The sequence below is a fragment of the Chryseobacterium sp. T16E-39 genome, from assembly GCF_002216065.1.
Lineage (GTDB): Bacteria > Bacteroidota > Bacteroidia > Flavobacteriales > Weeksellaceae > Chryseobacterium.
This window is the reverse complement of record NZ_CP022282.1, coordinates 4,460,770-4,482,329: the sequence shown is the minus strand read 5'-3', so window position 1 is coordinate 4,482,329 and position 21,560 is coordinate 4,460,770. Positions and strand designations below refer to the sequence as shown.

23 protein-coding genes and 1 riboswitch are annotated in these 21,560 nt (G+C 35.8%); of the genes, 5 read left to right on the top strand and 18 right to left on the bottom strand.

The window, feature by feature from the left end; genetic code table 11:
• Positions 1 to 285 precede the first annotated feature (285 nt).
• The 7 genes from CEY12_RS22690 to CEY12_RS22775 all read right to left on the bottom strand — a co-directional run bounded on the left by CEY12_RS22690 (position 286) and on the right by CEY12_RS22775 (position 6,461).
• Complete coding sequence (locus CEY12_RS22690) at positions 286 to 480, bottom strand: hypothetical protein (RefSeq protein ID WP_228409741.1); 195 nt, start codon at positions 478 to 480, stop codon at positions 286 to 288.
• Positions 481 to 1,040: 560 nt separating this feature from the next.
• On the bottom strand, positions 1,041 to 2,273 hold the full coding sequence (locus tag CEY12_RS20470; RefSeq protein WP_089029420.1) for an erythromycin esterase family protein: 1,233 nt from the start codon (positions 2,271 to 2,273) through the stop codon (positions 1,041 to 1,043).
• A gap of 420 nt (positions 2,274 to 2,693) precedes the next feature.
• A complete protein-coding gene (locus CEY12_RS20465) occupies positions 2,694 to 3,161 on the bottom strand; it encodes a hypothetical protein (protein WP_089029419.1) in 468 nt (155 codons plus the stop codon).
• Between the two features lie 136 nt (positions 3,162 to 3,297).
• Entirely contained in the window at positions 3,298 to 3,945 is a 648-nt protein-coding gene (locus tag CEY12_RS20460) for a DNA-3-methyladenine glycosylase family protein (RefSeq protein WP_089029956.1), read from the bottom strand.
• Positions 3,946 to 3,970: 25 nt separating this feature from the next.
• Positions 3,971 to 4,480 (bottom strand): methylated-DNA--[protein]-cysteine S-methyltransferase, encoded by a 510-nt coding sequence (locus CEY12_RS20455; RefSeq protein ID WP_089029418.1) that lies wholly within the window; start codon positions 4,478 to 4,480, stop codon positions 3,971 to 3,973.
• Positions 4,481 to 4,483: 3 nt separating this feature from the next.
• On the bottom strand, positions 4,484 to 5,896 hold the full coding sequence (locus CEY12_RS20450; RefSeq protein ID WP_089029417.1) for an MFS transporter: 1,413 nt from the start codon (positions 5,894 to 5,896) through the stop codon (positions 4,484 to 4,486).
• Between the two features lies 1 nt (position 5,897).
• Positions 5,898 to 6,461: a TetR/AcrR family transcriptional regulator gene (locus CEY12_RS22775; protein ID WP_089029416.1), complete on the bottom strand. Its 564-nt coding sequence runs from the start codon at positions 6,459 to 6,461 to the stop codon at positions 5,898 to 5,900.
• 159 nt (positions 6,462 to 6,620) lie between these two features.
• On the opposite strand from CEY12_RS22775, the gene CEY12_RS20440 reads away from it, so the two are divergent.
• The 5 genes from CEY12_RS20440 (at position 6,621) to CEY12_RS20420 (ending at position 9,332) form a co-directional block, all read left to right on the top strand.
• Positions 6,621 to 7,034, top strand: coding sequence for a hypothetical protein (locus tag CEY12_RS20440; protein ID WP_089029415.1), 414 nt, complete (start codon positions 6,621 to 6,623; stop codon positions 7,032 to 7,034).
• A 210-nt stretch (positions 7,035 to 7,244) separates the two neighbouring features.
• A complete protein-coding gene (locus CEY12_RS20435) occupies positions 7,245 to 7,841 on the top strand; it encodes a hypothetical protein (protein ID WP_089029414.1) in 597 nt (198 codons plus the stop codon).
• A 120-nt stretch (positions 7,842 to 7,961) separates the two neighbouring features.
• Positions 7,962 to 8,534, top strand: a complete 573-nt coding sequence (locus tag CEY12_RS20430) for a Crp/Fnr family transcriptional regulator (protein WP_089029413.1) — start codon at positions 7,962 to 7,964, stop codon at positions 8,532 to 8,534.
• Between the two features lie 73 nt (positions 8,535 to 8,607).
• Entirely contained in the window at positions 8,608 to 9,006 is a 399-nt protein-coding gene (locus CEY12_RS20425) for a DUF4267 domain-containing protein (RefSeq protein ID WP_089029412.1), read from the top strand.
• Entirely contained in the window at positions 9,003 to 9,332 is a 330-nt protein-coding gene (locus CEY12_RS20420; RefSeq protein WP_089029411.1) for a hypothetical protein, read from the top strand. Before CEY12_RS20425 ends, CEY12_RS20420 begins: the two co-directional genes overlap by 4 nt.
• A gap of 98 nt (positions 9,333 to 9,430) precedes the next feature.
• Here CEY12_RS20420 and CEY12_RS20415 read toward each other — a convergent pair whose 3' ends face one another.
• The 11 genes from CEY12_RS20415 to CEY12_RS20365 all read right to left on the bottom strand — a co-directional run bounded on the left by CEY12_RS20415 (position 9,431) and on the right by CEY12_RS20365 (position 21,505).
• Positions 9,431 to 10,213 carry an enoyl-CoA hydratase/isomerase family protein gene (locus CEY12_RS20415; RefSeq protein ID WP_089029410.1) on the bottom strand — a complete coding sequence of 261 codons (783 nt, stop codon included), beginning with the start codon at positions 10,211 to 10,213 and terminating at the stop codon, positions 9,431 to 9,433.
• A gap of 46 nt (positions 10,214 to 10,259) precedes the next feature.
• Entirely contained in the window at positions 10,260 to 11,147 is an 888-nt protein-coding gene (mmsB, locus tag CEY12_RS20410; protein WP_089029409.1) for a 3-hydroxyisobutyrate dehydrogenase, read from the bottom strand.
• Positions 11,148 to 11,244: 97 nt separating this feature from the next.
• Entirely contained in the window at positions 11,245 to 12,330 is a 1,086-nt protein-coding gene (locus CEY12_RS20405; protein ID WP_089029408.1) for an enoyl-CoA hydratase/isomerase family protein, read from the bottom strand.
• Between the two features lie 123 nt (positions 12,331 to 12,453).
• Entirely contained in the window at positions 12,454 to 13,614 is a 1,161-nt protein-coding gene (locus CEY12_RS20400) for an acyl-CoA dehydrogenase family protein (protein WP_089029407.1), read from the bottom strand.
• Positions 13,615 to 13,692: 78 nt separating this feature from the next.
• Complete coding sequence (locus tag CEY12_RS20395; protein ID WP_089029406.1) at positions 13,693 to 15,189, bottom strand: CoA-acylating methylmalonate-semialdehyde dehydrogenase; 1,497 nt, start codon at positions 15,187 to 15,189, stop codon at positions 13,693 to 13,695.
• Between the two features lie 91 nt (positions 15,190 to 15,280).
• Positions 15,281 to 16,732 carry a bifunctional 2-methylcitrate dehydratase/aconitate hydratase gene (locus CEY12_RS20390; protein ID WP_089029405.1) on the bottom strand — a complete coding sequence of 484 codons (1,452 nt, stop codon included), beginning with the start codon at positions 16,730 to 16,732 and terminating at the stop codon, positions 15,281 to 15,283.
• Between the two features lie 46 nt (positions 16,733 to 16,778).
• On the bottom strand, positions 16,779 to 17,924 hold the full coding sequence (gene prpC / locus CEY12_RS20385; RefSeq protein ID WP_089029404.1) for a 2-methylcitrate synthase: 1,146 nt from the start codon (positions 17,922 to 17,924) through the stop codon (positions 16,779 to 16,781).
• The gene (gene prpB, locus CEY12_RS20380; RefSeq protein WP_089029403.1) at positions 17,917 to 18,825 is read right to left on the bottom strand and encodes a methylisocitrate lyase; all 909 of its coding nucleotides are present in this window, start codon (positions 18,823 to 18,825) and stop codon (positions 17,917 to 17,919) included. The genes prpC and prpB overlap by 8 nt, the downstream gene beginning before the upstream one ends.
• 409 nt (positions 18,826 to 19,234) lie before the next feature.
• A riboswitch (cobalamin riboswitch) is annotated at positions 19,235 to 19,429 on the bottom strand.
• Between the two features lie 347 nt (positions 19,430 to 19,776).
• Complete coding sequence (locus tag CEY12_RS20375) at positions 19,777 to 20,640, bottom strand: hypothetical protein (protein WP_157676864.1); 864 nt, start codon at positions 20,638 to 20,640, stop codon at positions 19,777 to 19,779.
• Between the two features lie 10 nt (positions 20,641 to 20,650).
• Entirely contained in the window at positions 20,651 to 21,007 is a 357-nt protein-coding gene (locus CEY12_RS20370) for a transposase (RefSeq protein ID WP_089029955.1), read from the bottom strand.
• Positions 21,008 to 21,103: 96 nt separating this feature from the next.
• The gene (locus CEY12_RS20365; RefSeq protein WP_228409740.1) at positions 21,104 to 21,505 is read right to left on the bottom strand and encodes a transposase; all 402 of its coding nucleotides are present in this window, start codon (positions 21,503 to 21,505) and stop codon (positions 21,104 to 21,106) included.
• Between the last annotated feature and the right edge of the window lie 55 nt (positions 21,506 to 21,560).

The following is a 21,560-nucleotide window of genomic DNA, read 5'->3' as shown; positions in this document are numbered from 1 at the left end:
CAAAATCTTTCTATTTCCATTACTTATGATACTCTTCTTCTGTCACAGGTTGTAACCATTCTACCGAACCATTCTTATTATCAGTAACTACAATCTGAACGAAATATGAATTTTCACTTGCACTGTGCCAATGTTCAACATTTGCGGGACATTTGATAACATCTCCTTTATGTAAAATCTTTTTCGGCTACCCTTTTTCCTGATAATATCCTACCCCATCAGTTACAAGGATAATTTGTCCACCGGGATGAAGATGCCATTTAGTTCTCGCTCCGGGTTCAAAAGTTACATTACCCCACCCGTATTAAGTGTCTCTTCGTCTTGTCCAAGCATTTGCACCCAAACATTGTCTATAAAATTGCTGTTAGTTACTTTTTCACCTTTAGGAAAAATATTAATCCTTGCTCTTTCCAATGTGGACTTACTGCAACAGTTTGATACAATTAATATTGATAAAAGTAATGTAACTATTTGTTTCATATTTAAATATTTAATCTTAATTCTTTAATAAAAAGAAGGTTTGTTATAATTTGCCTTGCCACACTTAATCTATAAAAGTGTTTGAAGATACTTTCGTCTTGGTCACATTAAAGGATTATTTAATTCTACGATTCTTTCTAAATCTTCCACCAAATGTTTCGATATTTCTTCGGTTATGGGTACAAGACCGGAAAGAGGTGATAATTCACTTTTCTTCCGGTTTTTTTTTCCTACCTCGTTATTTATCTACCCGAAAGTAAAACATTGGTTCCGGTGGTTCGATAATGCATTATATAGTCGTTTTGGAAAATCTATTTTTTTGTTATCTTTTCCTTTGGTTAATTTCGTTTCGAGTTTTTCGATTTGATTTTTACATTCGTTCTTAATTTCCAGGTATTCATCATGAATGATATCGTGTAATAATTTGTTCCTTGCCAATTTTAATCTATTATTCAAGCCATCAATTTCTAAAAGAATTGTTTTTCTTTCATGTTGGGGATTACAAATCAACTTCTCAAATTATTATTGAGTAATTAACCCGCTATTTATTTTTACCACTTTTATTTAGAATAATCATTTAAAAGTTTAGAATGTGTCGACTTATTGATAAAGATTAAATAATCAAAAGAATCTGCAACATTAGTCTTTAAAAATTCATTTTTTTCAGTTCCAGATCCTGTTTTACGAAATAAAATATCTTTTAAAATCCATTTTCCAAGCTTATTATTTTCTCTCTTAATGGATTTTAAATCCAAAATGAAAATTGGAATTTTCAAAGAATTAAGTTTGTATTCCAATGTTCCGGGATAGGCGATTTGCGAATTATAAGTCCCTATTTTCCGATCAATACTGGCAGAATAACTCCCTTCATAAAAAGCAAAACCAAAATTAATATAATCCGCAAAATCTTTTTTAATCCAAAATCCCATTCTATCAGTACCAAGTTTAGAAACATGATAATTATGAGCCGAAACTATAACTTTAGAATCAGGATAATGGTCTGCCATCCATTTTACATTTTGTGCCATAAAATCATCACGTCTAATAAAAGTCAACCGAATATATTGTTCAATAATTTTTATATTGAGCAAAAAGCGGGCTTTCTTTTCTAAATCGGAGATCAGCTGAGATTTTTGCTTTATTGGATTCAGATGTTCCGAAATCAACATCTGACTTTCTTTCTTATATGCTCTAAATCCTCTATTTTTTTCTTTCAAAGTTGTTTCTAGAAGGTCAATTTCTTCTTCTGGAAAATTATTTTCTTTATAGATATTTTTTATTTGTTCTAAAGCACCCTTTGCATATTGCATGTCAAAACCATCGAAGTATACTTTTGAATTATGACTTGTGTTATAGTTTTTCAGCCATTCAATGAAATTTAAAGTTTCTTCAGTTTGCCACAACCAGAAATACATTCCCTTTAATATCCCTTTAGGATCATTATTCTGACCACCTAAATATTGATTCATTAGATAACTTTCAGGCATATTTGCTTCAAGAGAAAAGACATTAAAATTTTTATTTGAAATTAAATATTGACTAATTCTATATTTCATCTTGTAAACCTCGCTTGAGCCGTGTGTCGATTCTCCTAATCCAATGACTTTAGAATCTCCTATTAATTTATTTAGAATCAACAAATCACTATCATCTTTTTCCGTTGGGTCGAAGGTTTTAAGAGGGTAAATAAATTTTGAAATATATTCTTTTTGTTCATCACTCAAATCATTCTTTGATTGCGCATTTGTTGCTAAATAAAATATAGTTAATAATAAAGTTAATTTCAATTTCATTGATATGGCAATTTTGAGATTACAAAGTAATTAAAAGAATGATTAATTTTTTGACTTTGTAAGAAAAAAGATTTTTATCATCTTAACCTGTCTTTACACACTGAAAACCAACACAATCGAATCATCTTGTGAACAAGATTATATTTATGAAACTTAGCTCATAAAAACTCACCGGTTAATAAAAGAGTTTTTCAATTCTTTTATTTGGCTCAATTCATCTGTAAAAAGTGTTTGCAGATACACTTTTCCGGTCAAAAAAGGGATCATCTATTATAGAAATTCTTTCTAAATACTCTATCAGTTGCTCCCAGATTTCTTGGTGGTGGATACGAAAAACCTCTGAATAATTTCAGAGGTTTTTTTTAGTATTTTTTAAATTACTTTTTTTCTAAGCTCAACCTACTGGAAAAGTTTTAAGAACTAGCGCACAATAGACCAAATTAAAACACCAATACCAGCATAAGCAAGCACAGTAATAATATCAGCGATGGGCTGCGAAAAGCGTTTCTCAGCAATTTTCTCACTGTTGATCTGACCTTTATGAAATTTCAGAATTTTTTTAGGATTACTAACCGCATGCGCAACCAGACTGTCACTTTCCCACTTGTCAACTATTATTTTATAGGATTTGCCATCAACATCAATTTTAAAATTTTTACCAGGTATAAGTTTCTCCTGAACATTGACCGGGGCAGGCGTTTGTTGTACACTCAGGTTTTGAGATTCAGTCGATATACTTTCCGCCTGTGTAGGAATAGCATTAGCAAGACCCGCGCGTTTTTTAGATTCTTTCTTATTATCAGTGGATGCATCCACTTTTTTAACCTGATAGGTATAGCAACTCACAAGAAAAAATGATATAATGATGAGATAAAGATTCTTTTGCATGAGCCAAATTTAAGAATTAAACGGAATATTCAGTATTTTCTTTTGAAAGATCCAATTAAAAAAAATTTGTTTGATGCTGAAAAAAGAAATCGATATGAATGAAGAGCCTTGGTTGTGGGTGATCACGCACTACATTCTATAACTTATTTTTTGTATTGGAAAGGTAATAATGCCAGAGTATCATAGAAGCCACTGACCTGAAAGGCTTCCATTGTTCACTTATTTCAATGATTTCTTCCCTCGACACCTTAGGAGGAAGCCGTTTCAAACGTTTCAAAGCATTGACCGCCGCCAGATCCCCAACAGGGAAAATATCAGTCCGCTGAAGGGTAAACATCAGATATACATCAACGGTCCAATTTCCTATCCCTTTTAAATTCACCAATGTTTTACGGGCTTCATCATTGGACATTTCCGACAACTTTATAAGGTCGATTTCGCAATTTGTTATTGCCTGTGCAAGACCCTTGATATAAGACGTTTTCTGACGACTCACATAGCATTCTCTCATTTCTTCATCGGTAAGTGGAAGAATATTTTCAGGAGTAATTTCCTTTGTTTTTTCTTTCAATTTATTCAAGGCAGCCAGGGCTGACGCTAAAGAAACCTGTTGTTCTAAAATAATATGAACAAGTGTTTCAAAAGTATTTTCGCGTGTCCACATCGGAGGGTAACCATGACGATCCAAAATGCTTTTTAAATCCTGATCCTGGCAAGCTACATGCTCACATAGCTGATGAAAATTTTCAAGATTGAAAGTTTTTGCTTCTAATATCGGATTCATATGGTCTATATTTTTTGTATTAAATTTAAAATAAAGAAGGTATTCTAAAATCTTTCTCCAAATCAAGTAAGATTGATTTATTTTCTAAACCACCTGCAAAACCTACCAGCTTTCCTGAAGCCCCTACCACTCTATGACATGGTACAATAATCGATATTGGATTTTTATTCAAAGCTCCGCCAACTGCACGTACCGCTTTTACATCACCCAGAATTTTGGCCAATTCACCATAAGTTTTTGTTATCCCATAAGGAATATCCAGTAAGGCTTCCCACACTTTGATCTGAAATTCAGTCCCCTGAAAGTCCAGCGGAATATTAAAAATCTTCCTTTTTTTCTCAAAGTATTCTTTTAGTTCTTTTTCTGTCTGTACAAGTATCGGATGTAAATCTTCTCTTACAGGAGTAGGAAGTTTGGTTCTTTTATAAGTCTCGCCTTCCCAGATTATTGCCACAAGACCTTTATCTGAACTAATACTCCTGATCAGTCCAACAGGAGAAGAAATATCTTTGTACACCAGTTTTTTGTCCTCCATGCTTTATGTTTTAATGACTTTGCCAGCATTTTCTGTGACCGATTTCCTGCCTGGAAGCAACTGCAGCATAAGCCCTACTATGACTACACAAATTAATAAACAGACTATTCCGAAATGATACGCTGACTGCCAACCTTCTTTTGAGAAATAAAAAAACACGCCTCCAATGATACTTACTCCTAATGCAGAAGCTGTTTGCTGAAAAGTTGAATAGATACCTGCAGCAGCACCGGCATATTGGGGTGGTACATTTTTAAGAGCGATATTTAATAATGAAGGAAGAACAAGCCCGTTTCCAAATGCCCATGTTCCCATTAATCCTATAATCAGCCAGGTACTGATTCCAGGTTTCCAAAGCGTCATTTGAAGATAAAATGCAATAAATAAAATAATGACACCCACCTGCAATACCCTTTTTCCAAATGTAACGATCAACCGTGAAGCCATCATAGAAGATATGATAAATAAAATTCCGGGGATGACGAAATACAGTCCACTATCTAAAGCCGAAATGCCCAATCCATTTTGTAAATATACTGCACTAAGCAACAGATACGCTGTATGCAGCATAAAATGAAACAATACTGCAATTAATCCGATATTGAAATCTTTTATCTTAAATAATCTGATATCAATTAAAGGGTTTCCATTTCTTGAAAGTTTAACTTTTTGATTATAAATGAAAAAAGCAAAAAGAACCACAGATAAAATAATCATTCCAAAGCTCCACAAAGGCCATCCAGCCTCTCGCCCCTGAATCAAGGGATAAATTAGTGAAAATAATGCGAATGTTAAAATCAATATTCCGGTATAATCAAATTTTGTACTTTGATGTTTTGCGGTTTCAGTAAGGTATTTATGAGCTGCCCAAAGAGTTATAATCCCTATTGGAAGGTTGATAAAGAAGACCAACCTCCAGCCATCGATGAACCAATGCGTATCTGAGAAATACCCACCCAGCATTTGCCCGATAGCAGCGGCTGTTCCCAGTGTAATTCCATATAACCCAAATGCTTTTGCACGTTCTTTCGTATCTGTAAAAAGCACCTGAATAAATGCTATCGTTTGCGGTACCATAAACGAAGCACTTAGTCCCTGAAAGATCCTGGTCACATTCAGTTGAAAAGCTGATTGTGAAAGCCCACATAAACATGAAGCAACGGTAAAGGCAAACATTCCCCAAAAGAAAACTTTTTTACGGCCAAAATGATCACCGGCCCTGCCACCTGTTATAAGAAAAGCCGCATAACCCAAAAGGTACCCTGCAATTACAAACTGCATTTCTCCATCTGTTGCATGGATTCCCTTTTTAATGGTGGGTATCGCAACATTGATAATAAAAACATCTATTACAGAAAGTAAAGGAGCTGCCAATACAATGACCAGCTCCAACCATTTATTTTTAACCTCTTTCATTTTAGATCAGTTTTTCAATGATTTTTTTTGCAGACCGGATTTCATCAGGCTTTTTAAAAACAGAAGCGGTGACAATAGAACCCTCCAGCATAACGTAGATGGTTTCAGCCAACTCGTCATCCGTAAGAATTTTTTTATGACCTGAATTTTCAACAAGTGTTGTTATAAATTGTCTGCTATGAATTTTTGCCGACTGTATTTCTGCCAAAACTTTAGGATCACTCATTCCAGCTTCATCATTAGCTTTGATGAATGGACAGCCTCCATATAACCTAACTTTCTGCCTTTCCATATGGTGATCGAAAAGTGCAAGTAATTTGCCCTTAGGATCCGTAACTTTATTTATACTGGCTTCCAATCTGCTAAACCAAAGCTCGTGGGTACGTCTAACATAAGCAATCAGAAGATCTGTTTTTGTGTCAAAATGCTTATATAAAGATGCCTTTGCAATATCAGATTCCTCAATGATCTGATTAATGCCGGTATTATTATAACCCTGTGCATAAAATAGCCGTTCAGCGGTATCTAGTATTTTGTCGATCACGACTTGTCCTCTCTGTTTCATGCAACAAAGGTAAACTTAAATAGACAGACTTGTATATTTAAGTTTTAAATTATTCCTATTACTTATATCAATAACCTCCAAAAAACAGTTTAAGCATTATGCATTGACAAAATAGCATTATTCGGATTCCAACCCATATATTTGCAAAAACATCAAGTTATGAAGCTATTCCTGTTGGTATTATCCTTATTTGTATTTACTTCCTGTTCAAGTAATTCTGATGATACTCCTACTGCCCCAGGTACAAAATCGACTAAATACTACGTACATAAATCACTCACGAAAAAAAATGGTATTGTAACATCTACTACACTGCATGATGGCACATGTACAGCAAAATCATATTATCAGATTGATCAGCTTATTGATACTACACCAGTAACTTTTGTATCCTATTCAACTTGTGAAAATTATCAGATACAGAAAGGATCGTACAACAGCGCACAAGCAAGTATGATCCTTGATTTTGTTATTTATCGGGCTTCAATAAATGGAAATGAACTCACTGTTTCAAAGATCACTACTAATATGTGGGATACTTACGAGGAGACCACTATTGCAAAAGCTAATTAAGTAAAACAGCTCATCCCAACATCACTTAAAGGAATAAGCATTTACAAACATTAATAATCCTTATTATTAAAAAGTAAATATTAATTCTGGCAATAAGCGCATTGCACATTAACAAATCTTAAAAACTCTTTCTACAGGGGCTATTTTCATTATTAATAACTATCTTTACGGTGAATTATACAATAAAAAATTATCTCGAAACAAACTATCATGAAATCTATTTTCACCCTCCTGGCAGCCACCGCTGTTATCATCTCATGCAGCGGAAATGATGATATTTCTGAAAATCCAAAGCCCACAGAAAAAACCGTATACAACTTTGAATATAAAAATTACAGCGTAAAAACTGTTATTCTTTTTAAAGGACCTGTTGCCAGTCCGTCCCATCCCGGCGAATCCTATTTAGCGACTTACTGGGATACTTATCAGGAACCCACATGGAAAAAGATAAGTATTGATACAAAAAACAATTCTCTAAAACTGATCTCCGGAACATCCGCAGATGCTGCATATAGCATTAAAACTTCAAAAGATTCTGTATTTATTGTCCGGAATAATGAAGCTGAATACATAGGTATGTTCAATAAAGCTGAAGCCTCTTTTACATTAAAAAGAGCTTTTAAATACGTAAAAAAAGTACCCAGAAATGATTCTCCGGCATTATCTATTTCAAGTAATACCATTTTTGGGACTTTCCAGTATACTACTATTTTCGGTTTCAGTGCATTTAATACTCCATCGGAAATGACAGAACCCGGTGATGAAGTGTTATGGGGAAATATTGAATATGGTTATCATTCTTTATAAAGAAACAATATTTTAAAGCCTCTGAAATTTATTTTTAGAGGTTTTTTTTAAACTTACCTAAAAAAAATAATCTCATTTGGCGTTTAAAATGTAATTTTAGTTATTCGAATTACTTTAACAATGGACGATGCTTTAATCTCTGCAATAAAAAACATTATAGAAATAAGTTCAGATGAAGAAGAAATAATTAAGAACTTATTCACATTGAAAGAATATAAAAAAGGAGAATTTTTTCTTAAAGAAGGCGAAGTTTGTAAATATGTTGGCTTCATCAGAGATGGTCTGGTCCGTTATTATATTAATGATGATGGAGAAGAAAGAACTTATGGTTTTTCAAAAGAAAATGAGTTTACCAGTAACTTTGAAAGTTTTGGCCCTCAAACTCCTTCCAACCAAATCATTCAGGCTTTAGAAGATTCCACTATCTGGACGATCACTTACGAAAATCTTCAGAAGCTGTATGCTCAGGTAAAAAATGGAGAACGATTTGGACGACTCTCTATTGAGTATGTCCTTATTAAAACGCTAAAAGACAGAAATTCATTTCACACAGATTCACCAAAATCCCGGTATGAGAAATTTATTAAGGAGCATTTTGATTTACAGCAACGTTTATCTCAATATTATATCGCCTCTTATGTTGGGGTAAAACCACAGTCTTTAAGCCGAATCAGAAAAAGAACATCACTTTGATGATTTATTAACCTGGGTGCATTAATTTTTATTCAACGTTGAGGAATTTTGTATCAACAAAAACAAAGTTCTTATGAAACGTTTACAACAACAAACCTCATTCTGGCTTAGCCTCATTTCTGGCATTGGCCTTCTGTACATCGGCATCCGCTTTTTTATCAATCCTATTGGTGCCGAAATAGATTATGGCATTCGTACCGTTACCAATGGCGATTTTTCATTTCAGTATATTAAAGGAATCCGTGATTTTTTCTTTGGATTGATTATTATACTTCTTTTGTGGAAAAAACAATACTTCGCATTAGGTTTAATCCTCATTTTAGGAACCATAGTTCCTGCTGCGGATTTCTATATCGTGCTATCAAATCCCAACTTTAAAACCGGTCATTTAATTGCACATTTGATTGCTGTCATCATCTGTTTATCATGTGGATTTTACTATTTAAAAAACTATAAAACTATTGTATCATGATTTTATTTAATATCATTCTGGCTCTTCATTTCATAGCCTTTTTAGTATTTATTATTCAGCTTGCCCTGTTATTTCCCAAAGAAAATAAGGTACTTCATAAAAGAAACATCCTCATTGGAGTTACCATTTTATTAACAGGAATTCTCCTTGTCGTTTTGAAATATCCTCATATCAATTTGTATAAGATCATCCCAAAATCAATTTTATTTTTAGGAATTTCAACTTTTTGCGGGATATACAGTGGGAAAAGTGTTCCAACCAAGGTATTCTACCTTTTATTTGGAATGGCCGTTCTTGCAAGCCTTATAGGAATCATTAAAACGTAAGAATTGTTCTCTACATTTTCAGTTTGGAACCATATAGTCATTACATATTAAAGCCTGAACTTCATGATCAGTCCAGGCTTTAAAAAAAAATCAAATATTTATTTTCCTCTAAAATCAGGGCTTCTCTTTTCAATAAAAGCACTGATTCCTTCGTTTTGATCCTCACTTGTAAATAACTCACCAAATAAATGAGCTTCCTGCTGTAATCCTTCTCTCATATGTAATTCGAATCCGGTATTTAAAGATTGTTTAGCTTTAGAGACCGCTACCGGTCCCCTGGAAGCAATAGTTGAAGCCAATTTTTGAGCTTCATTGATTAGCTCTTGCGGAGCTACTACTCTATTCACAAAACCAAATTCTTTACATTCTGTGGCCGAGTAAAACTCACCGGAGAAAACCATTTCCCTTGCTTTGTACAATCCGATGGCTCTTGGCAAACGTTGTGTCCCTCCAAAGCATGGCAACAACCCCAAAGTAACTTCAGGCAATCCAAATTTAGCTTTTTCACTGGCTAAAATAATGTCACAAGACAACGCCAGCTCACAACCTCCACCCAACGCAAAACCATTGACAGCAGCAATGACAGCAAAAGGTAATTCTTCAATTGAATTAAATGCTGTCTGAGCAAAAATTGAAAATGATTCAGCTTCTTTCGGACTCATTCCCTGCATTGCTTTAATGTCGGCTCCTGCTACAAACGCTTTTTCTCCTGATCCGGTAATAATCAGAACCCTTATATCTTTGTTGGTTTTGATTTCATCAGCAAATTGTTTCAGTTCTCTTAAAACATCTTTATTAAGGGCATTTAATGCCTGTGGACGATTGACGGTTAAGGTACCGATAGGTCCGTTCTGTTGATATAGTAATGTTTCGAAATTCATTTTAATTAAGTTGAAAGTTAAAAGTGGAGAGTTGAAAATTTAGATGTCATTTCGATTTTCCATTCAAAAATTGAATAATGCTCGAAAAGTCTATTTTCCCATTTCCTGTTTCGCTCCACATTCTGTAAAGATTTAAAGCTGTATTTCCTAAAGGGGTGGATGTTTTGGTTTCAAGTCCAGCCTCTGCTGCCAGCCCTAAATCCTTGGTCATCAGATCTACTGCAAAACCTCCAGAATATTCTCTGGATGCCGGAGCATTTTCCATTACTCCGGGATAAGGGTTGTACACTTCCAGGGACCAGTTTCTTCCGGAACTCTTTTGCATGATCTCACTCAAAACAGCAGCATCCAGTCCGTGTCTCGTTCCGAGGTTAATAGCTTCAGAGGTACCAATCATATGAATGGCCAAAAGCATATTATTACATATTTTAGCGACCTGTCCGGCACCGGAATCGCCGGCATGAAATATATTCTGCCCCATACATTCTAGAATAGGTTTTGCAACTTCAAAACTTTCCTGAGATCCACCAACGATAAATGTAAGCGTCCCCGCTTGCGCTCCTGCTGTGCCGCCTGAAACTGGAGCATCAATCATTTTATGTCCTTTGGAAACAGCAATATTTGCAACAGATCTAGCTGTTACAGCATCAATGGTACTGCTATCAATGATTAGTGTATTAGGTTGTAAACTATTAATAAATTCTTCAGAATATAGTTCGTCAACGTGTTTACCGGATGGTAACATTGAAATAATGACTTCAGCCTCTTTTACAGCTTCTAAAGCTGAATTTGATATTTTCCCTCCAACAGATGCTAAAGAATTCAAAGCTGTTTCTGAAAGATCAAAACCAACGACCTGATGTCCTTTTTTGACCAGATTAGCTGCCATGGGACCACCCATATTTCCTAATCCTATGAATGCTATTTTTTTCATTTTAATAACTCATTTTTTTATTTAATTGAAAGTGGAAAGTGGAGAGTTGAAAGTTTAGAGATCATTCTGTTTTCCACTTTTCATTTTCAATTTTCAACTAATTAACAGTCCAATCTCCTACAACCCATTCAAAATACCCATCTACCCAATCTTTAGTAATTTCATTCAAAGAATTGGGTTGCCATTTCGGAGCCAGATCCTTATCTACCAGTAAAGCTCTTACACCTTCAGCGAAATCAGGATGAATGCAGCATTGGCAGGATAAATTAAGCTCTGATTGAAATACTTCTTCTAAACTTAATTTTCTGCCCTGTTTCAGTTGTCTGAAAATAATATGGGCAGAAGTCGGTGAACCTGCTTCAAAACTTTTTAGTCCATTTAAAATCCAGTCATCTTTTTTAGGATAATCAGTCAGTATTTCGGCAAACTCCGCTAATGAATCCACTCCTTCAAACCTATGAATAAAGGCTTGATATAATTCTGTCTGGGCCTCAGGAATATCTATTCCTTTTGAAAAGTTTTCCAGAATTTCAGAAACTATTTGATGATTCTCTCCATTCCATACAGCCTGTTGTAAAGCATCAAGAATTTGTTCTTTTAATGAAGAAGAAAGATAAAAATCTGCTAATCCTAAAAATTTGCAATCAGAGCCGTCAAGTCTTGCGCCTGTTAGTCCCAGATATAAACCATAAGCAGATGGCATTTTATTTAAAAACCAGGTTCCCCCAACATCCGGATATAATCCAATAGTGATCTCAGGCATCGCAAGCTTGCTTTTTTCTGTCACGACACGATGTGACGCACCAGCTATTAACCCTATACCACCACCCATTACAATTCCATGTCCCCATACTACAACCGGTTTAGGATAGGTATGAATCATATAATCTACCTTATATTCCTTTGAGAAAAAATCAAAGCAGTCCTGTGGTATTTTATGGACATCAATACTCCTTTGTGCGACAATTGCATCATGCAGCTGCCGAACATCTCCTCCTGCACAAAATGCTTTTTCACCAGCTCCCTGCAAAAAAACACAGGCAACCTCATCATTAGTTTTCCAGACAGACAAAACGATTTTCAACTCTTCTATCATGGGTAAAGAAAGAGCATTAAGTGTCTTTTCGGAGTTGAGGGTAATGATTCCCACTCCATTCTTTATATCGGTAAGTATTAAACTCATTGTATTTAATTAAAAGTTGAAAGTTGAGAATTGAAAGTTGAAAGCTGAAAGCTTAAAGTTATTGAGTTCGATATCTATTTGTTCGTTTTCATTTTTCCACTTTCTATTTTCCACTTTTTATAGTTATCTGATTTGCAAAGTAGCTCCTTCCTCTAATATTTTTCTTGAAATAACGAGTTTCATAATTTCATTAGTTCCTTCCACAATCTGATGCACCCTTGCATCCCGCATCAGTCTTTCTACCGGAAAATCCTGAGTACAGCCATATCCTCCCAATATCTGTAAAGCTTCGTTACAAATATTGAAACACATATCTGTAGCTAATCGTTTCGCCATTGCACAGTATGTAAGTGCATTAGCATCTTTGGAATCCAGCTTAAAGGCTGCAAGATGCACCATCTGACGGGCTGCTACTAACTCAGTTACCATATCAGCAATCTTAAACTGCAATGACTGAAAATGAGTTAAAGATCTTCCGAACTGATGTCTTTCGTGCATATACCGTTGTGCCTGATTGATTGCTCCCTGTGCTGCACCTACAGAGCAGGTAGCAATATTAATACGTCCGCCATCCAGTCCTTTTAATGCTATTTTAAAACCTTCTCCTAGCTCCCCTAAAAGATGATTCTCATCCACTTCTACATGATCTAAAAATACAAAACGGGTAGGTTGTGTATTCCAGCCTAGTTTCTTTTCTTTTTCACCAAAACTGATTCCCTTTGTATCGGCCGGAATCACAAAAGCACTGATTCCTTTTGCTGTAGAATCTCCGGTACGTGCCATTACAATTAAAATATCACTTTCCCCGGCACCGGAAATGAATGCTTTGGTTCCGTTGATAATGTATCGATCTCCCTTTTTAGTGGCGGTTGTTTTAAGGCTGGCAGCATCAGAACCGGAACCTGGTTCAGTCAGGCAGTAAGAACCCAGTAATTCTCCGGATGCCAATTTTGTACACAAGTCTTTTCTGATTTCATCTTTACCAAATTCATCAATCATCCATGAAACCATATTATGTATCGTAATATAAGCTGTTGTAGAAGGACATGCTGCCGCTAATTCTTCAAAAATAATTGCGGCATCCAGTCTTGAAAGCCCTAATCCGCCAGCATCCTCGCTGGTATAAATTCCACAAAACCCCAGCTCGCCTGCTTTGGTAATAGCTTCTCTTGGAAACTGTTTTTTAGCATCCCAATCAGAAGCATAAGGAGCCAGTTCTTTTTCAGCAAAGCTTCTCGCTGCATCCTGAAATGCACGTTGATTTTCATTTAGGTTAAACTCCATTTTTATTGAGTTGAAAGTTAAAAGTGGAAAATTGAAAGTTGAAATGCTGTACGATCTGCAACTTTCAATTGATTGGTATTATTTTAAAGCGATTGTCATATTGACATTTCCTCCGGGAACATCTTCCTCAAACCAACGGGCTGTGATTGTTTTGGTTTCCGTATAAAACCGTACTCCCTGTTTTCCATAGGAATGCAAATCGCCAAAGAAGGATTTTCGCCACCCGGTAAATGAAAAGAAAGGAAGTGGAACAGGAATCGGAATATTGATACCAATTTGTCCTACTTCAATTTCATGCTGAAATTTACGGGCTGCCGCTCCTGAATTGGTAAATATGGATGTACCGTTTCCGTACGGATTATCATTGATGATCTTAATTGCTTCATCCAATGTATCTGCTTTTAAAAGTAATAATGCAGGTCCGAAAATTTCTTCCTGGTAGATATCCATATCTGTGGACACATTGCTAAACAAGGTTGGACCTACAAAATGTCCATTCTCATAGCCTTCTATAGTACAATTGCTTCCATCTAACAAAACTTCTGCTCCCTGTTCATACGCACTTTTTATTAATCTCAAAACCTTTTCTTTGGATTGCTGATTGATTAACGGACCATAAGCAGCCGATTCATCAGACCATATTCCCGGTTTAATTGTGCTTAATGCTGATTTAATATCTTCAGTCCAGTTTTGAGCTTCTCCTACAAGCACTGCTACACTTATCGCCATACAGCGTTGTCCTGCAGCCCCACATGATGCTCCCACCAAATTATTGATCACCTGTTGTTTGTTAGCGTCAGGCATTACCACCATGTGGTTTTTAGCGCCCCCGAAAGCCTGTACTCTTTTTAAGTTATGGGTTCCGGTACGGTAAACATGCTCTGCTACAGGAACAGATCCAACAAATGAAATCGCTCTGATTTCAGAATGATTGAGGATATGATTTACCTGATCTTTAGAACCATGAACTATATTGAGCACTCCTTTTGGAAAACCTGCTTCTAAAAACAGTTCAGCCAGTTTTACAGCAGTCATGGGTGTCTGTTCTGAAGGTTTTAAGATAAAAGTATTCCCACAGGCAATTGCCATTGGAAACATCCAAAGCGGGATCATTGCCGGAAAATTGAAAGGAGTAATCCCTGCACACACTCCTAATGGCTGGATATAACTATAAGTATCAACTGCTCTTGCCACATTTTCTACAGTTTCCCCCATCATTAACGTTGGAATATTACACGCGTGCTCTACAACTTCGATTCCACGCCATACATCTCCCATAGCATCAGCAAAGGTCTTCCCATTTTCTTTTGAAAGAATTTCTGCGATCTCTTTTTGATGTTGTTTCAATAAGTGCTGGTAAGCGAGAAACAACCTTGCCCGTTCAGGAGTTGTATATTCCTTCCATGTTTTAAATGCTGTTGTTGCAACCTCTATCGCTTCATCAATTTCTGATAATAACGTCAAAGGTACTTCAGCAAGAACTTCCCGGGTAGCAGGATTTTCAACAGGCAAATGTTCTGTGGCCTTACTCTCTATAAAAGCCCCGTTGATTAGTATTTTTACTTTTTCTGACATAATATTTTAGTGAATTGAAAGTTGAAAGTTGAAAATTGAAAGTGGAAAGTTGGTTTTCATTTTCCACTTTCAATTTTCAACTTTCCATTAATTAAATAACTAACAGGTCTACAAATTCATTGACATTCAAATCAATTAGTCTATCATATTCCAATGAGTTCTCCAATACTTGTTTCTGTTGTTTTTCCGGGAAAATACGAGCCAGGTTAACTTTGTATTTTTTGATCAATTCAGGAATACCTTCGTCTCTTCTTCTTTTATGACCGATTGGATATTCTACCACTATTTCGTCTAAAACAGTTCCGTCATTTAATTCAACGGTTAATGCATTGGCGATAGAACGTTTTTCAGGATCGTGGTAATCTGTAGTAAACTGAACTTCTTCCACACATTCTATTTTATCACGAAGAATATCGATCCTTGGATCTGAAGCGACACTGTCTTCATAATCCGCTGCTGTCAATCTGCCATAAATAAGAGGTACTGCAACCATATACTGAAGCGCATGATCACGATCTGCCGGATTGTTTAACGGTCCTTTTTTATCGATAATCCGGATAGCAGCTTCATGTGTACGGATGGTTATTTTTTTAATATCCTCTGTTGTTTTACCCAGTTCTTTCAGCTTATGATGTAATGTCATTGCTGCCTCTACCGCTGTTTGTGAATGGAATTCTGCCGGGAAAGAAATTTTGAACAATACATTTTCCATGACATAAGAGCCATATTCACGTTGAAATTTAAATTCATTTCCTTTAAATGAAACATCATAGAATCCCCATGTTTTAGCAGTAAGTACTGAAGGGTATCCCATTTCGCCGGTTTTAGCAATCAATGCCAAACGCACTGCTCTGGAAGTTGCATCTCCAGCAGCCCATGATTTACGGCTTCCTGTATTGGGAGCATGACGGTAAGTTCTTAATGACTGACCATCTACAAAAGCTAATGAAATAGCATTGATCAACTCATCACGGGTTAGTCCGATCAATTTCCCTACTACAGCTGTGGAAGCCAGTTTCACTAATAATACGTGATCTAAACCTACTCTGTTAAACGAGTTTTCAAGAGCAATTACTCCCTGAATCTCATGGGCCATGATCATTGCTTCCAATACCTGCTTCATTTTCAATGGTGCTTTTCCTTCTGCAATATGGGTTCTTGATAACCAGTCCGCAGTGGCTAAGATCCCCCCTAAGTTATCTGAAGGATGTCCCCATTCGGCAGCTAACCACGTATCATTAAAATCCAACCAACGAATAATAGCTCCAATATTGAAAGCCGCCTGAACCGGATCTAACTGAAATTGAGTTCCCGGCACTTTAGCTCCATGAGGTACAATCGTTCCTTTTACAATAGGCCCCAGTAATTTAGTACAAGCAGGATAAGTTAAAGCTTCAAGCCCACATCCAATAGTATCCAGAAGACAATAATGAGCTGTTTTCAATGCTAAATCATTTTTGATTTCGTAGTTTAGTACATAATCTGCAATATCTGTTAATACTTTATCCGGTTGTGGTCTTTCATTTGAAATGTGTGATGACATCTTTTTATTCTGATTTAATTATTATTTATTTTGAATTAATTGTGTATTATCTGCTTCCGATAGGAACGAATTCTTTATTTTCCGGTCCTGTGTAATTGGCACTCGGGCGGATAATTTTCCCATCCTGTCTCTGCTCGATGATGTGAGCACTCCATCCTGTCACTCTTGAAATCACAAATAATGGCGTGAACATCAGCGTAGGAACTCCCATTAAATGGTAAGATACTGCTGAGAACCAATCGAGGTTAGGAAACATTTTCTTTTCCTCCCACATTACACTTTCCAATCTTTCAGCAATATTGTAAAGCAGCATATCTCCGGCTTCTTCGGAAAGTTCTTTAGCTACTTTTTTTATGACTACGTTTCGTGGATCTGAAATGGTATACACCGGATGGCCAAAGCCAATGATCACTTCTTTATTGGCAATTCTTTTACGGATATCTTCTTCAGCATCATCAGCAGAGTTGTAACGGCTTTGGATTTCAAAAGCAACTTCATTGGCTCCCCCATGTTTGGGACCTCTTAAAGCACCAATGGCTCCTGTAATACAGGAATAAAAATCTGAAGATGTACCTGCAATAACACGGGCAGTAAAAGTAGAAGCATTAAATTCATGTTCAGCATAGAGATTAAGAGAGATCTCCATTGCCTTTATCCAGGAATCAGGAGCTTTTTTACCGTGTAACAAGTGTAAAAAATGTCCGCCAATGGTATCATCATCAGTTTCTACATCAATCTCTTTCCCATTATGAGTATAATGATACCAGTATAAAAGCCCTGAACTGAATGATGCTAGTAATTTGTCCGCAATATCTCTTGCTCCCGCTACATTATGATCATCTTTTTCAGGCTGAATGCTTCCAATCGCTGAGACCATTGAGCGCATAACATCCATCGGGTGTGCAGCTGCCGGAATACTTTTTAAAATATTTCTTACAGAGTGAGGCAATCCTCTTAATGATTTTAATTTGGCTTTATAGTTTTTTAATTGAGCTCCAGTTGGTAATTGCCCATAAATAAGAAGGTAGGCTACCTCTTCAAATTGTGCTCTTTCTGCAAGATCCAAAATATCATAACCTCTGTAATGGAGGTCATTTCCACTTTTTCCAACACTGCAAAGAGCAGTATTCCCTGCTGTAACACCAGAAAGCGCTACACTCTTTTTTGGCTTAAATATAGGTTCATTATCCATTGCTATTTTTGTTGTTTTTAAATAGGTTATCTAATTTTTGCTCATAATCATGATAATTGATGCTTTTGTAAAGCTCATCGCGGGTTTGCATGGTATCCAGCACATTAGCCTGGGTACCTTCTTTGCGGATATGGTCGTAAACATTCTGAGCCGCCTTATTAGCAGCGCGGAAGGCAGAAAGGGGGTATAAGATCAAACCGACACCGGCATCTTTCAATTCATCTACAGTATACATTTTGATCATTCCGAATTCGGTAATATTGGCTAATACAGGAATGCCTGTGGCATCAACAAATTTTTGATAAAAGCTTAAGTCCGGGACAGCTTCTGCAAATATGAAATCTGCTCCTGCTTCTTTGTACGCGATAGCTCTTTCCAGTGTACTTTCCAACCCTTCGTTGGCAAATGCATCTGTTCTAGCGCCGATAACAAAATTTTCATCTGTTCTGGCATCAACTGCGGCTTTTAAGCGATCTACCATTTCATCTTTGCTCACTACTTCTTTACCCGGACGGTGTCCACAACGTTTCGCCCCCACCTGATCTTCAATATGCAAAGCGGCCGCACCTGCCTTAATTAAAGACTTGACCGTTCTTGCGACATTAAATGCCGAGGGACCAAAACCCGTATCTACATCCACCAATAATGGGAGATCACATACATTGGTTATTCTCTGAATATCTATTAATACATCTTCCAGGGTGGTTATTCCCAGATCAGGAATCCCTAAAGACCCGGCAGCAACTCCTCCTCCTGAAAGATAAACAGCATTGAAACCTGCCTGTTGTGCCAGTAATGCATGATTCGCATTAATAGCTCCTACAATCTGAAGAGGATTTTCTTTTTGCATCGCCTCCCGGAATCGTAATCCGGCAGAACCTAAACTTGCATTTTTACTCATCGTTAATATTATTGTTCGTTTTAATGTCTTTAACTCACATATCATCAACAATTTAAAAAAAGTATTTCCTTTAAATTGCTAAATCAATCCAACGACTTATAAACCTTAGTGAACGGCTGCATGATGAGTATTCCAATTGATTATTAATGCATAATCATCATATCAGAAGGTCTACTCTAATCAACCCCTTGCTATTTATAAATCATTATAAAAGTTATCGATAAACTTCACAATACTTTGTGGTAGAGAAAATTATGGAAAGGATTAATACGACAGAACTATAGATACAGCAGAATTCTGAAATTAAATCCTCTGAGACTATCTCTGAAAAATGGTAATGTGCACGTGAAAAGTGTTGAGCATGTACCAAAACGTATCATACCTGACTATAAGCTTCAAATCGCGAAAGCATCGTCAATTCGAAATAGGCAGGTCTCCTGACTTGTAACGATTTTTATCGTCCTTCCCATTCACAAGAGCGAACAGTGGACCTTATGTGATAAAAACCTTTTGAGTGTTACTTACAGTTGCGCGACAGTTCGTGATTTACACACGATTCCCTTTTAATACACAGCTAAGTGTTACCAATTCCGGTTGATAAAGAAGTCTAAATGAACTCCTTGGTGGTAAATATAGGTATTTTATTGAAACGCCAAAATATTTATTCACGAACAACCGTTAGGGATTTACAATAATCTGAAAATGCGATCAATACAAATAATTAAAATTTTCAAAAATCCAATTAAATGATATAAATCATATAAAAATCAGGTCCCAAAACATCAGGTCAGGGAAACTTTTTCAGCAAAAAATTTGGTAAAGAGTAAAGAAAAGGTCTCTATCAAAATTGATAGAGACCCAAAAAAATAACCACTTATACTTAAAAAGAAAATTTATAGCAAAGCCTGATAACCTGATTGACGATTCTGTATAATCGTTTTTCTATGATTATCAGTCATAAGTGCGTGCAAGCTTTTTGGAGAGCGTATCATACCAGCTTTTATAGTTATTATGGAGTCGCATGATATAGGCATTAAACTCATCAATTTTATATTTTTTAAGGTTCCATTGTTGACTGTCTTCTTCCACGAAACGGATAGATCCCAACATGACAGATTCGGTGAGATGATCTACTGCAAATTCTTCAGTTTTCTTTGTTTGATGTTCACTCTCATATAAATCAAGCGCTCCAAACAGATGTAATATTTCATGAGGAACAAGGTAATGCTGACTTTTATCTGTAATAGGAACCTCATCGAAACTACTAAATATTGCCGCATATTCAACAAAACTGTCATCCTCATCCCCCTCTTTAAAACTGATATCACAAGGATTCGCATAGGGCTGCCCCTGGCCATTGATAAAAAAGACGATATACATCTGATCAAAATCATTCTTGCTTTTCAGGTCGTCATAAAAATCAATAAGTGAATTATAGCCCATTTGTTTAATTGCTTCATTAGGCCATCCATAATCTTTTGCATCAACATCCGGATTCGATTTCAAGATAATATCTCTATCAATTCCAAAGTTTTTATTCCTAATATCCATGGTATGACCGTATAATCCAAGTTCTCTTTTAAGCCATGTTTCTGATTCAGGTAATATCTGAAGTACTTGTTCTTTTCCTTTCCTGCTCCAGGTTTTATTCTTATCAAGAGAAATAAATATATTCACTTGCAAGGCTTTACCTTCAAGGCTTCGTGCTGAACCCGCTTTCTGGATTAAACGAATTTTATCAGTGGGATTATTTTTATTTTGTCCCAAAAACATCGAGCTTATTAACATTGCGATTAAAAAAAAATTCTTTCCCATCATTATAAGATTAAATTGGAGGATTTGCTTTTTGTTGCTTATTCGGCCAGAAGATCTTTTTCCATTTTGACAGACTATTCCGACTGATTTTAAAGTGTCTTGCGGTTTCCATATTATTTAATCTATTTTCCTTTTGATAGTTTAATATTTCTAAAATTGTTTTTTTATCATAGAACCGGTGTTTTTGGTTAAAAACAAAAACAGCCCTGTCATTCTTTTTAAATAGCAGTGTATTAAAATTAATAATATCCAAAGCTGAATATCTTTTTTTTTGCAAAAAGAAAAGATACTCTGCTTTCTTTTCTGGATATTTAACATCAATCAAATCACTGTAAATCTTTCCATAATCCGGTGGTAATTTTTTCATATAGTATTCAGTATCGGTAGACAACTTTTAGTATTAATCTTTTTAGTATTCAAATCATTGTTCTATAACTTATTTTGATCATTCCAATCAAAATTATTATTTATACTTTATAAGCCATTTGTACAGGGTCGCCTTTGGAATTCTATACTCTTCTATTACCTGTTTTTTTGTTTTATTCCCTGAAATAATCTGTTCTAAAATAAAATCAATGATTTCCTTCGTATAAATATTTTTCCTGAACCTGGGTAGAGGTGACTTTTTAATCGAAACTGCATTATAATTGGTACTGCCTGGAGGCGCATATAATATTAAATATTGAGAATACACTCTAAAAAAGTCGTATTTCAATAAAATACTGAACTTTAACAAAAGTGCTGTATCAAAAGATTTCCACAGGAACATCTCTTCTACTTCTTCCTGTGAACAGTTAAAAAATTTACTGATACGTGATAGGTCCATCCCACATTCTTCGATGCGGTATTTTATTAAAGAACCCATGTGAGTGTTCTTAGGGTCAAAGCTCATATTATATTTAATTATTATTGTTTTTGTT